The organism is Proteus vulgaris (genome assembly GCF_016647575.1).
GTDB lineage: Bacteria > Pseudomonadota > Gammaproteobacteria > Enterobacterales > Enterobacteriaceae > Proteus > Proteus mirabilis_B.
Window position 1 is genome coordinate 102,808 of sequence record NZ_CP032663.1, and the last position, 13,296, is coordinate 116,103.

Genomic DNA, 13,296 nt, shown 5'->3' on the forward strand with positions numbered 1-13,296 from the left:
TATTAATGAGATATATTCTTATTTGGTGCGGTTATTATAAGTTTAATGAATGTATTTGGAAGTGATATTTTATTTTTACATTTTTATTAGTACTCACTTTATCACGACAGTGACATTACAGTGATTGGTGTTATTCTTTATATTTGAGTTAGTAAGATGATTTTCTCTGCAAGCTGGCGAGGAAGAGAAACAGAATATGGGAAGGAGATAGATGTAGCTCGCAGAGGCGCAATTTACCCAAAACTGAGGAAAAATATCACCATGAGTAAGCAAACCGTTGCAACTTATATTGCTAAAGTACTCCATAATGCAGGTGTAAAACGTATTTGGGGCGTGACAGGCGATTCTCTCAATGGATTAAGTGATAGCTTGCGAAAGATGGGAACGATTGAGTGGATGGGAACCCGCCATGAAGAAGTCGCCGCTTTTGCCGCAGGAGCAGAAGCGGCAGTTAATGGCCAATTAGCGGTTTGCGCTGGCTCTTGTGGACCGGGAAACTTACATCTTATCAATGGGCTTTTTGATTGCCATCGTAATCATGTTCCTGTGTTAGCCATTGCCGCGCATATTCCTTCTGCCGAAATTGGTAGCAATTATTTTCAAGAAACACATCCTCAAGAACTTTTTCGCGAATGCAGTCATTACTGTGAATTAGTCTCAAACCCAGAGCAGATCCCTCAAGTGCTAGCTATTGCGATGCGAACCGCTATTTTGAAAAAAGGGGTTGCGGTTGTTGTATTGCCGGGGGATGTTGCACTAAAACCAGCCCCAGAAGATGCGCATGAAAATTGGTATCCGTTGCAGTTTCCACTCATCATGCCTAATCGTTTCGAAATCGAAAAATTATCTGATGCACTGAATAATGCAAAAAACATCACTTTAATGTGCGGTGCAGGATGTGCTCAAGCTCGCGATGAAGTGATTAAACTGGCTCAAACCTTAAAAGCCCCTGTTGTACACGCATTGCGAGGGAAAGAGTACATTGAGTGGAAAAATCCTTACAGTGTAGGAATGACAGGGTTAATTGGTTTTTCATCGGGTTATCATGCGATGGAAAACGCTGACACTTTGGTGTTATTAGGTACGCAGTTCCCTTATCGTGCATTTTATCCATCAAAAGCCAATATTATTCAAATTGATATTAATCCAAGCAGTCTTGGTTCGCATTGCCATGTCGATATGGCGATGATTGGCGATATTAAAGCAACATTAAATGCGATACAGCCTCGTTTAAAAGAGAAAACAGATACCACTCACCTTGATGCTTCATTAAAACATTATGCCAAAGCACGGCAAGATCTGGATGCACTAGCACAACCCAGTGAGCGTGAACTTATTCACCCACAATATTTGGCGCGTCGATTAAGTGAACTAGCAAATGATGACGCTATTTTTACCTGTGATGTCGGAACGCCAACAGTGTGGGCGGCTCGTTATGTTGGAATGAATGGAAAACGTCGTTTACTGGGATCGTTTAATCACGGCTCTATGGCAAATGCGATGGCTCAAGCTATTGGTGTGCAGGCGTTAGATAGAAAGCGTCAAGTTGTAGCAATGTGTGGTGATGGCGGATTTACCATGTTAATGGGTGATTTTATCTCATTAGCTCAAATGAATTTACCGGTTAAAGTGATTATTTTTAATAACAGTGTATTAGGCTTTGTCGCGATGGAGATGAAAGCTGGTGGTTATTTAACTGACGGTACTGATTTACATAATCCGGACTTTGCTGCTATTGCCAATGCATCTGGTATCAAAGGCATTCGAGTAGAAAAAGGTGAAGATTTGGATCATGCTCTGAAAGAGGCTTTTGAACATGATGGCCCTGTGATTGTGGATGTAGTCACTGCAAAACAAGAGCTCTCAATGCCTCCTGAAGTGAAGTTTGAACAAGCAAAAGGTTTTAGCCTGTATATGATGAAAGCGATTATTAATGGTCGAGGTGATGAAATTGTTCAACTAGCCAAAACTAATTGGTTACGCTAATCGCCTATCCGTAACTCGAATTATTTAGAGTATTAATTGAAGATAAAAACCCTATCAACATAAGCTGATAGGGTTTTTTATTATTGCGCTTTTTCTGTTAAACAGAAGTTTTCAATTAATTGCCCCATTAATTCACGCGTTGGCTCAATAAATGCCATATCGATAAATTCATCAGGCTGGTGTGCTTGTTCAATAGAACCTGGGCCTAAAACTAAGGTAGGGCAGAGATCTTGAATAAACGGCGCTTCAGTACAGTAATTCACTGTTTGCGCTTTCTCACCTAATAGTTCTTCGATCACTGCAACCATTTTGTGATCGGTTGGGCACTCATAACCCGGAATAGGATCGTGTAACGCCTCAACACTTAAACGACCCGGCCAGCGTGCTTTGACGGGCGCTAATGTTTCGTGAAGTAAATCATCCAAGTCTTGTAGCGTTAATCCCGGCAATGGGCGAATATCCATATGTAATTCACAGCAAGCACAAATTCTATTTGCTGCATCACCACCATTAATATAACCAAAGTTCATCGTTGGATAAGGGATAACAAACGCAGGGTTGTTATAGCGAGTTTTTAACGTATCGCGCAATGTACTAAGGTGAGTAATTGATTCATGCATTAGCTCTATCGCATTCACCCCTTTTTCCGGATCACTAGAGTGGCCCGATTGCCCAGTAATGCGTATCGCATTCGATAAATGCCCTTTATGCGCACGAATAGGCTTTAGCGATGTGGGTTCGCCAATAATGGCAAAATCAGGACGGATTGCCGTATTAGCAGCAAAATAACGTGCCCCAGCCATAGAAGTTTCTTCATCAGCGGTGGCGAGAATATAGAGAGGATGAGTTAACGTCTTAGTGTCTACATCTCGCAATGCATCGAGAATAAAGGCAAAAAAGCCCTTCATATCAGCAGTGCCTAAGCCATATAACTTATTTTCTTTCTCTGTCAGCGTAAAAGGATCTTGCGTCCAACGACCTTCATCAAACGGTACTGTGTCAGTGTGACCACAGAGTAATAATCCACCTTTTCCTGTTCCTAATGTTGCAAGAAGGTTAAATTTGCCTCGTGTTTCAGGTACAGGTTGAATTTCAATTGAAAAACCTAATGTTTCCAACCAATTAGCAAGCAAATTAATCAGTGCTTCATTACTTTGATCGTTCTTAGCGTCTGTAGCGCTGATAGAGGGTGTTGCAATTAATTGACGATAAATCTCAATAAATGTAGGTAATTTAATATTCACTGTTGACAGCCTTTCTTCATAATAGTATCAATATTCATGCACTTTTTTTGAATAAAAATACATTAATCGGTTTGTGTTCATAGTACAAGGTAAGAATGACATGTTAAATACTCTGATTGTAGGAGCAAGTGGTTACACTGGCGCTGAATTAGCCGCCTATCTTCAGCAGCATCCTCATGTGAATTTGAGCAGACTGATGGTATCAGCTCAAAGTGCAGATGCAGGGAAGTGCTTTTCTGAACTTCATCCACAATATCGTGGTTTAGTGGATCTCCCACTTGAGCCAATGGTTGATGTCGCTAAAGCTGCTGAAAACATTGATATCGTTTTTCTCGCAACAGCTCATGAAGTCAGCCATGACATCGCTCCTATCTTTCTAGAGCAAGGTTGTGTGGTATTCGATTTGTCTGGTGCCTATCGAGTACAAAACAAGCATTTTTATCAACAATACTATGGATTCGAGCATAAGAATACTGATTGGTTATCACAGGCAGTTTATGGATTAGCTGAATGGAATGCTGACATTATTAGTCAGGCACAATTAATTGCTGTGCCGGGTTGTTATCCAACCGTCTCTCAGTTGTCACTAAAACCTTTAGTGGAAGCGGGACTTTTAGATACAGCACAGTGGCCTGTTATTAATGCCACCAGCGGTGTGAGTGGTGCGGGGAGAAAAGCCTCTCTAACCAGTAGCTTTTGTGAAGTGAGTTTGCAACCTTACGGTGTGTTTACTCATCGTCATCAACCTGAGATTGCAACACATCTGGGTATTGATGTGATTTTTACACCTCATTTAGGCAATTTTGCGAGAGGGATCTTAGCCACTATCACCTGTAAGTTAAAAGTGGGTGTGACACAAGAGGATGTAAGACAAGTCTTTGAAGATGCTTATCAAGATAAACCATTAGTGCGTGTTTATGAAAAAGGATTGCCTGCATTAAAAGCCGTTGTAGGAACCGCATTTTGTGATATCGGATTTGCTCAGCAAGGTGAACATCTGATTGTGGTAGGTGTTGAAGATAACTTGCTGAAAGGGGCTGCTGCACAAGCAGTGCAATGTATGAACATTCGGTTTGGTTTCGCTGAAACCGAATCACTTATTTAAATAATGAGTAGGGAAGTTTCATGGAACCATTAATTATCAAACTGGGTGGTGTGCTCCTTGATAATGAAGAAGCGTTAACGCGGTTTTTCACTGCATTACAACAATATCGCTCAACGCATTCTCGTCCTTTAGTCATCGTACATGGTGGTGGCTGTTTGGTGGATGAGTTAATGGGCAAATTGCAATTGCCTGTGGTGAAAAAGCAAGGTCTTCGTGTCACACCGGCTGATCAGATAGACATCATTACAGGAGCACTTGCCGGAAGTGCCAATAAAACCTTGTTATCGTGGGCAACCAAGTTTGGGCTTAATGGCGTGGGGCTTTCTTTGGGTGATGGACAATTAGCTAAAGTCACTCAAATCAATGAAGAGTTAGGTCATGTAGGAAATGCAACTCCCGGCTCTCCTGATTTACTCAATTTATTATTGGGTGCTGGCTATCTCCCTATTATCAGTTCTATCGGGATGACTGAAAAAGGTGAGCTGATGAATGTGAATGCTGATCAAGCGGCAACCGCTATTGCTGAAACATTAGGTGCTGATTTAGTCCTGCTTTCAGATGTCAGTGGCATTTTAGATGGTAAAGGTCAGAAGATTGCTGAGATGTCAGCTGAAAAAGCACAGATGTTAATCGATCAGGGCATCATCACTGACGGCATGATAGTGAAAGTAAACGCAGCATTGGAAGCAGCTAAAACGTTAGGACGACCTGTTGAAATCGCAAGCTGGCGCCATGCTGAAAAACTGACGACATTATTTAATGGTGTTGCAGTAGGAACCCGAATTTTAGCTTAAAAATCACTCTAGAAATCTTATCGCTATTTGGTAGTTGGCAGAATTTAAACAAATTGGGAATTGAAGGTTATCACTATGACTAAAGGTATTAAGAAAATCGTATTGGCATACTCTGGCGGATTGGATACATCGGCAATCATTCCTTGGCTAAAAGAACATTATGATAACTGTGAGGTTGTCGCTTTTGTTGCTGATGTTGGTCAAAGCCGCGATGATTTAGTGGGTGTAGAACAAAAAGCATTAACGTCAGGTGCTTCAGAGTGTTACGTCGTTGATTTACGTGAAGAGTTTATCAAAGACTATGTCTATCCTGTATTAAAAACAGGTGCTTTATATGAAGGTAGCTATTTATTAGGTACTTCAATGGCGCGTCCTGTTATCGCCAAAGCACAAGTTGAACTCGCATTAAAATTAGGTGCTGATGCTGTTGCTCATGGTGCAACGGGTAAAGGTAACGATCAGGTTCGTTTTGAAAGCACTTATGCGGCACTTGCTCCACAGCTTAAAGTGGTTGCTCCTTGGAGAGAGTGGGATTTACGTTCTCGTGAAGCGCTGTTGGATTATCTAAAAGTTCGTAATATCCCAACAACAGCAACTCTTGAGAAAATTTATAGCCGTGATGAAAATGCATGGCATATTTCAACGGAAGGTGGCGTATTAGAGAGCCCGTGGAATGCCTCAAATGAAGATTGCTGGGCATGGACCGTTGATCCTAAGAAAGCACCAGAAACACCAGAACTAGTCACCGTTACAGTTAAAGCGGGTGAAGTGGTCGCAGTAAATGGTAAAACACAATCACCTTTTGAATGTTTAGATACACTAAATACATTAGGTGTTAAACACGGTATCGGACGTATCGATATTGTTGAAAACCGTTTAGTGGGAATGAAATCTCGTGGCTGTTACGAAACCCCAGGGGGCACTATCATGATGGCGGCTCTGCGTGGTGTTGAGCAACTTGTTCTTGATAGAGATGCATTTAAATGGCGTCAGCAACTAGGCTTAGAGATGTCTTATGTGGCTTATGATGGTCGCTGGTTTACGCCAATCCGCGCTTCACTACAAGCTGCCGCTGAATCACTGGCAAAAGATGTGAATGGCGAAGTGGTTTTAGAGCTTTATAAAGGTCATGTAAATGCTATTCAGAAGAAATCAGACAACAGCCTGTACTCTGAAGAGTTTGCAACCTTTGGTGAAGATGAAGTTTATGATCACAGCCATGCTGAAGGCTTTATCCGTTTATATTCCCTGCCATCACGTATTCGTGCACTGAGCAAGAAATAACGCAAAGCAATAGAGTGGTGCTAACAAGTATCACTCTCACTCTTTTTTATTACACAGAATAAATACAGGAAGCGATTATGGCACTCTGGGGTGGACGTTTTAGTCAGGAAGCTGATCAACGGTTTAAACAATTCAATGATTCACTGCGGTTTGATTTTCGACTGGCACAACAGGATATCTTTGGCTCAGTAGCTTGGTCTAAAGCGTTAGTCACAGTTGGTGTATTGTCGCAAGATGAACAAGCTCAACTTGAGCAAGCGTTAAATGAATTATCAGAAGAAGTAACGGCAAACCCACAGTCTATTTTACAAAGTGATGCAGAAGATATTCATAGCTGGGTTGAAAGTAAGCTTATTGCCAAAGTGGGTGACTTAGGTAAAAAATTACATACAGGTCGTAGTCGTAATGATCAGGTCGCAACAGACTTAAAGCTATGGTGTAAAGAAGAAGTCATTCATCTTCGCCAAGCGATTGTTGAGCTACAAAAAGCCTTAGTTATCACCGCAGAACAGAATCAAAATGCCGTGATGCCGGGTTACACCCATCTACAGCGAGCTCAGCCAGTCACTTTTGCACATTGGTGTTTAGCGTACAATGAAATGCTAGCCAGAGATGAAAGCCGTTTAGCTGATGCATTAAAACGTTTAGATGTCAGCCCATTAGGTTGTGGGGCTTTAGCCGGAACGGCTTATGATATCGATCGTGAACAATTAGCGGGATGGTTAGGTTTTGCGAGTGCAACCAATAATAGCTTAGATAGCGTATCCGATCGTGATCATGTCTTAGAGCTATTATCCTCTGCGGCTATTGGTATGGTGCATTTATCTCGTTTTGCAGAAGATCTTATTTTCTTTAATAGTGGTGAAGCGGGTTTTATTGAATTATCAGATAAAGTGACTTCTGGCTCATCATTAATGCCTCAAAAGAAAAACCCAGATGCACTGGAGCTTATCCGTGGGAAATGTGGACGAGTACAAGGCGCATTAACTGGCATGATGATGACCTTAAAAGGTCTACCTCTCGCTTACAATAAAGATATGCAAGAAGATAAAGAAGGGCTATTTGACGCTATCGATACATGGTCTGATTGTTTGCATATGGCAACGCTTGTTCTGGATGGGATCCAAATCCGTCGCCCTCGTTGTGAAGAAGCGGCTAAACAAGGTTATGCGAATGCCACTGAACTGGCAGATTATCTTGTTGCTAAAGGTGTGCCATTTCGTGAAGCTCACCATATTGTGGGTGAAGTGGTTGTTTGCGCCATTGAGCAAGGTAAAGCGATTGAAGAACTCCCTCTTTCTGAATTACAGATGTTTAACAGTAAAATCATGATTGATGTGTACGATATTTTATCGCTTCAATCTTGCTTAGATAAACGTCTTGCAAAAGGCGGTGTTTCTCAAAAACAGGTTGCTTATGCGATAGCAAAAGCCAAAGAAGTTTTAGATATGGATAAATAAGAAAAGCGTTTATCTGAGACAACTTATTGTTATTCAAAAAGAACAGGGTGAATTTCACTCTGTTCTTTTATTTTTAATTGCCGATAATATTGAAAGAAATTATTTTTGTTTGAGTTGTTTATTCAGAAAATATCGAAAAAGAGAGACAGAATAACATTCGACTGATAGAAAAATTTATCAGTTACTATATTATCTATAGACATTAACTATCAGCAATAAATGTGGGATCTGCAATGAATATCCGTGACTTGGAATATCTGGTGGCTCTAGCTGAGCATAAACATTTTCGTCGTGCGGCAGATTCTTGCCATGTGAGTCAGCCAACATTAAGTGGTCAAATTCGTAAACTTGAAGATGAACTTGGTGTGATGTTGCTTGAAAGAACTAGCCGTAAGGTTTTGTTTACTCAACAAGGTTTATTGCTGGTGGATCAAGCGAAAACCGTTTTACGTGAAGTCAAAGTGCTACAAGAAATGGCTTCATTGCAAGGCGAAAGTATGGCGGGGCCTTTACATATTGGGCTTATTCCTACAGTTGGCCCTTATTTATTGCCTCATATCATTCCTGAATTACATAAAAACTACCCTAAGTTAGAGATGTATCTTCATGAAGCACAAACTCATAGCTTATTAGCTCAGTTAGATAGCGGAAAACTCGATTGTGCTATTTTAGCAATGGTAAAAGAGAGTGCGCCATTTATTGAAGTGCCTCTATTTGAAGAGCCAATGAAGTTAGCGATTTATGAAGGACATCCGTGGCATGAACGCGAGTCTGTGCCAATGGGCGACTTAGCGGGTCAGCGTTTATTAATGTTAGAAGATGGGCACTGCTTACGCGATCAAGCGTTAGGGTTCTGCTTCCAAGCGGGGGCGAAAGAAGATACGCATTTTAGAGCAACGAGTTTAGAGACTTTGCGTAATATGGTCGCTGCTGGTAGTGGAATAACCTTATTGCCTGATTTATCGGTACCTCAAGAACAAAAACGTGATGGGGTTTGTTATCTAGAATGTACTGATCCCAATCCATCACGTTCTATTATATTGGTTTATCGTCCCGGATCACCTTTGCGTAATCGTTATGAACAGTTAGCAGAGACAATCCGTGAACATATGACCGCATTTTATGCAGAAAAACAAAACGCATTAAAATAAGCGGTTTAAACCATTAAGTGCAGCAACACGGTAGGCTTCTGCCATTGTTGGATAGTTGAAGGTAGTATTAACGAAATACTCGATAGTATTGCCTTCACCTTTTTGCTCCATAATCGCTTGCCCGATATGAATAATTTCAGCAGCACGCTCACCGAAGCAGTGAATACCTAAAATTTGCTTGGTTTCACGGTGGAAGAGAATTTTCAAACTCCCTACATTCATGCCTGCAATTTGCGCTCTTGCCAGATGTTTAAATTGAGAGCGACCCACTTCATAAGGAATTTTCATTGCAGTGAGTTGTTGCTCTGTTTTACCAACAGAACTAATTTCAGGAATGGTGTAGATCCCCGTCGGAATATCTTCAATTAAATGTGTTTCTGATTTTCCGGTTGTGATCGCCAAAGCTGCAATTCGACCTTGATCATAAGCCGCTGAAGCCAGACTTGGGTAACCAATGACATCACCAACGGCATAAATGTGTTCGCAACTGGTTTGGTAATGTGCATTAACAGAAACTTGCCCACGACTATCTGTTTTAATACCTACGTTTTCTAAGCCTAGTGTGTCTGTGTTTCCTGTTCGACCATTCGCATAAAGTAGGCAATCTGCTTTGACTTTTTTACCTGATTTTAAGTGAACAATCACACCATCATCGACACCTTCAATACTTTCATATTCTTCATTATGGCGAATAACAATGCCGTTATTCCAGAAGTGATAAGAAAGCGCGTCAGACATCTCTTGATCAAGGAAAGACAATAGGTGATCACGAGTATTAATTAAGTCTACTTTTACTCTTAATCCTCTAAAAATAGAGGCATATTCACAACCAATGACACCAGCACCATAAATGATGACATGGTGAGGTTCATGCTCTAAATCGAGAATAGTGTCACTGTTATAAATACGAGAATGAGAGAAATCGACATCTGGCGGGCAATAAGGACGCGAACCTGTTGCAATAATAAAATTATCTGCTGAAAGAATATCGCAAGTGCCATCAGGATAACGCACGCTGATCCTGTGCTCATCAATAAACGCAGCTTCGCCCGAATACATTGTACAATTATTACGCTCATAGAAACCTTGACGCATTTTAGTCTGCTGACTAATTACGGTACTGGCTTGGCGAAGTATTTGAGAGAAAGAGGAGTTAATAAGACGAGATTGGTCACTGTAAAGCGGGTTTTGATTGAATTCGATAATACGGCTTACTGCGTGACGTAGGGCTTTTGAAGGAATAGTTCCCCAGTGAGTACAGCCGCCACCGACTTTGTTATAACGTTCTATAACTGCGACGCGCTTTCCTTGTTTAACAAGCCCCATGGCCGCGCCTTCACCACCAGGACCTGAACCGATCACAATTGCATCGAAATGAGAATGTTGCATAGGAAGAGACCTGTTTTATACAAACCGACAACGCTATATTAACATTAGAATGAATAATAGCCCAATTGACATTAAGGGCATTAGTCACACTTTGTTGAGTTTTTATGAGAATGTGTCTTGAGAGATGATTGTACGCACTGCTTTTTTAACAAAGTTTGATATATTGAGTATAAACCAAATTAGGATTATCAGGATTTCCGTGAGTAATAATATTGGCATCAGAGCTAAACAAAAAGAAAAAACCCGTCGCTCTTTAATTGAAGCTGCTTTTAGCCAACTCAGTGCCGAGCGTAGCTTTACAAGCCTAAGTTTACGAGAAGTGGCTAGAGAAGCTGGTATTGCACCTACCTCATTTTATCGTCATTTTAAAGATGTTGATGAACTAGGACTCACGATGGTTGATGAAAGTGGATTGATGTTACGTCAATTAATGCGCCAAGCACGTCAACGTATTGCGAAAGGTGGCAGTGTTATCAGAACATCAGTAGCTACTTTTATGGAATTCATTGGCAATAATCCTAATGCGTTTCGATTATTATTACGTGAGCGTTCTGGGACTTCGGCGGAATTTCGTGCCGCAGTCGCACGAGAGATCCAACATTTTATTGCAGAACTGGCAGACTACCTTGAGCAAGAAAGTCATATGCCACGTTATTTTACAGAAATGCAATCTGAAGCAATGGTCACTATTGTATTTAGTGCAGGCGCAGAAGCACTGGATATTGATATTGAAAAGCGTCAACAATTAGAAGAAAGATTAGTTATACAACTGCGAATGATTGCTAAAGGTGCCTATTATTGGTATCGACGCGAGCAAGAAACGCAAATACCTCTACAAGATAACCCAGAGATAAAGAAAAAAACGCATCAGAAAGGAGACAAATGATGGAACAAAATCGCTGTGAAAAAAGCACGCTATTACTTGCCACAGTCATTGGTGTCGCTTTACATGGTACTTATTCGAGTTTTTTTAATTCATTTATTGAGACGTGGTCAGTTTTCCCACTCATCAGTTTAATCTTGGCAGTTTACTGTTTATATCAGCGTTATTTAAATCAACCTATGACCGATGGTATGCCTAAGCTGATTTTTTCATTCTTTTTATTAGGCCTATTCGGTTATAACGCTTACACCAGAACCGTTAATCCTGAATGGGGTTCAAACTTTTTCTCTTCTGTTTGTATTGTTATTGTTGCGTTGTGGATTTATCGTCAATTTAAACAGCGCCAACGCTTACGCCTACAAGCTGAAGAAGCTGAAAGAGCATCACAAGCAGAACAGTACTAGTCTGTACTTATCTCTTTGTTGTAAACACAGCGAAATTTTGACACCAGCAAGTTATCTTGCTGGTGTTTTTGTTTTTATTGGTGCTATTGGAGATTTTTTATCTATAACAAGTGAAATAAGCAGTTATCTTTTTTCTAATAGCACGCCACATTCCATATGATGAGTGTATGGGAATTGATCGAATAAAGCTAATTTGCTGATTTTATGTGTTTTAATTAGCGTTTCTAAATTCTGGCACAGTGTTTCTGGGTTGCAAGAAATGTATAAAATGCTAGGGTAACTTTTAACCAACTCTACAGTTTTCTCATCTAAGCCACTACGAGGTGGGTCAACAAAAATGGTTTCACATTGGTAATCTTTTAAATCGATCCCTTCTAGGCGTTTAAATTCCCTTACTCCATTCATTGCTTGAGTAAAATCTTCAGCAGACATGCGAATAATCTTCACATTATCAATATTGTTCATTGCAATATTATATTGTGCGGCATAAACAGAAGGCTTGGCGATTTCTGTTGCCAGTACGCGATCAAAATTACGTGCGAGCGCTAATGAAAAGTTACCGTTACCGCAATACAGCTCAAGCAGATCGCCTTTTGCATTTTCCGTTGCTTTTAATGCCCATTCCAACATCTTAATATTGACCTGTGCATTAGGTTGCGTGAAGCTATTTTCAACTTGGCGATAAATCATCTCTTTGCCAGCAACGGGGAGCACTTCATCAATAAAATCGTTATCGAGCATAATTTTTGTTTTATATGCGCGACCGATTAATTGCACATCAAAACCTTGAGCAATTAATGATTGGCGTAATGCCATTGCTTCTTGTTGCCAGGTTTCATCAATTTTCTTGTGATAAAGCAATGAGACAATAATTTTATTACTCAACGTAGAAAGATAATCAATCTGAAACAGTTTCTTTCTGAGTGTCGGTTTATCTTTTATTTCTGCTAACAAGGCAGCCATCATTTTATTAATAAGTTGGCTGGCAACCGGAAATTGGTCAACACGAATACGCTGCTTAGTCTCTTGGTCAAACATAATATGATAGAGAGAATCTTCTTCATGCCAGATACGGAATTCCGCACGCATACGATAATGCTGTTCTGGTGATGAAAAAACCTCTGCTTCAGGCGCATTAAAAGGGGCCATCATTGTTTGTAGACGTTGTGTTTTTTCATTCAGTTGAGACTGATATGTTTGCGTTGGTAATGAATTCTGCATGGTATCTCGCCTTTTTTTGGCAGTAATAAAGTTAAGCGAGCGAAATTGTAGAGATCCTCATGAAGATGTCCAGTATTCTTCATGTTCAATTTCTGGACTCAGTGGATTTGAAATCGTAGCATAGTTATTCGGTCTCCTAATAGGAGTGAAAAGGGAATCTGGTGCAAAGCCAGAACTGACGCGCAGCGGTAATAGGATCAAGGATAATAAAAGACACTACAAAGCACCTTATAAGTGCGGTGGGAAGTCATTATCTTAAATATACAAAATTGTTTATTTAACCTAGAGTCCGAAGACCTGCCGAAGACCTGTCGCATCTTAAATTAAATACGCGCTTTATTTAATTTTGGCGGCATCCTGCTACTTATTCTGTTG

General features: G+C 40.5%; 11 protein-coding genes and 1 riboswitch. Of the genes, 8 read left to right on the forward strand and 3 right to left on the reverse strand.

All coding sequences use genetic code 11. The annotated features are described in order from the left end of the window. Window positions 1–261: 261 nt before the first annotated feature. A complete protein-coding gene (gene poxB / locus D7029_RS00470; protein WP_194951592.1) occupies window positions 262–1,986 on the forward strand; it encodes a ubiquinone-dependent pyruvate dehydrogenase in 1,725 nt (574 codons plus the stop codon). A gap of 80 nt (window positions 1,987–2,066) precedes the next feature. Here poxB and argE read toward each other — a convergent pair whose 3' ends face one another. After that, on the reverse strand, window positions 2,067–3,230 hold the full coding sequence (gene argE / locus D7029_RS00475) for an acetylornithine deacetylase (RefSeq protein WP_194951593.1): 1,164 nt from the start codon (window positions 3,228–3,230) through the stop codon (window positions 2,067–2,069). Between the two features lie 100 nt (window positions 3,231–3,330). On the opposite strand from argE, the gene argC reads away from it, so the two are divergent. The 5 genes from argC (at window position 3,331) to oxyR (ending at window position 9,024) form a co-directional block, all read left to right on the forward strand. Further along, a complete protein-coding gene (gene argC / locus D7029_RS00480) occupies window positions 3,331–4,335 on the forward strand; it encodes an N-acetyl-gamma-glutamyl-phosphate reductase (RefSeq protein ID WP_194951594.1) in 1,005 nt (334 codons plus the stop codon). 20 nt (window positions 4,336–4,355) lie between these two features. Continuing rightward, on the forward strand, window positions 4,356–5,129 hold the full coding sequence (gene argB / locus D7029_RS00485; RefSeq protein WP_088494073.1) for an acetylglutamate kinase: 774 nt from the start codon (window positions 4,356–4,358) through the stop codon (window positions 5,127–5,129). 75 nt (window positions 5,130–5,204) lie between these two features. Further along, window positions 5,205–6,413 (forward strand): argininosuccinate synthase, encoded by a 1,209-nt coding sequence (locus tag D7029_RS00490; RefSeq protein WP_088494072.1) that lies wholly within the window; start codon window positions 5,205–5,207, stop codon window positions 6,411–6,413. Window positions 6,414–6,490: 77 nt separating this feature from the next. After that, a complete protein-coding gene (gene argH / locus D7029_RS00495) occupies window positions 6,491–7,873 on the forward strand; it encodes an argininosuccinate lyase (protein WP_194951595.1) in 1,383 nt (460 codons plus the stop codon). A 233-nt stretch (window positions 7,874–8,106) separates the two neighbouring features. After that, on the forward strand, window positions 8,107–9,024 hold the full coding sequence (gene oxyR, locus D7029_RS00500; protein ID WP_075672972.1) for a DNA-binding transcriptional regulator OxyR: 918 nt from the start codon (window positions 8,107–8,109) through the stop codon (window positions 9,022–9,024). Here the strand turns inward: oxyR and sthA are convergent. Further along, the gene (gene sthA, locus D7029_RS00505) at window positions 9,016–10,413 is read right to left on the reverse strand and encodes a Si-specific NAD(P)(+) transhydrogenase (protein WP_069366816.1); all 1,398 of its coding nucleotides are present in this window, start codon (window positions 10,411–10,413) and stop codon (window positions 9,016–9,018) included. The genes oxyR and sthA overlap by 9 nt on opposite strands. A 199-nt stretch (window positions 10,414–10,612) precedes the next feature. Here sthA and fabR point away from each other — a divergent pair, with 199 nt between their 5' ends. Further along, window positions 10,613–11,299 (forward strand): HTH-type transcriptional repressor FabR, encoded by a 687-nt coding sequence (gene fabR / locus D7029_RS00510; RefSeq protein WP_069366914.1) that lies wholly within the window; start codon window positions 10,613–10,615, stop codon window positions 11,297–11,299. Continuing rightward, window positions 11,299–11,700, forward strand: a complete 402-nt coding sequence (locus tag D7029_RS00515; RefSeq protein ID WP_036933245.1) for a YijD family membrane protein — start codon at window positions 11,299–11,301, stop codon at window positions 11,698–11,700. Before fabR ends, D7029_RS00515 begins: the two co-directional genes overlap by 1 nt. Before the next feature lie 123 nt (window positions 11,701–11,823). Here the strand turns inward: D7029_RS00515 and trmA are convergent, their stop codons facing one another. Beyond that, on the reverse strand, window positions 11,824–12,921 hold the full coding sequence (gene trmA / locus D7029_RS00520) for a tRNA (uridine(54)-C5)-methyltransferase TrmA (RefSeq protein ID WP_194951596.1): 1,098 nt from the start codon (window positions 12,919–12,921) through the stop codon (window positions 11,824–11,826). A 112-nt stretch (window positions 12,922–13,033) separates the two neighbouring features. Further along, a riboswitch (cobalamin riboswitch) is annotated at window positions 13,034–13,241 on the forward strand. The last annotated feature ends 55 nt before the right edge of the window (window positions 13,242–13,296 follow it).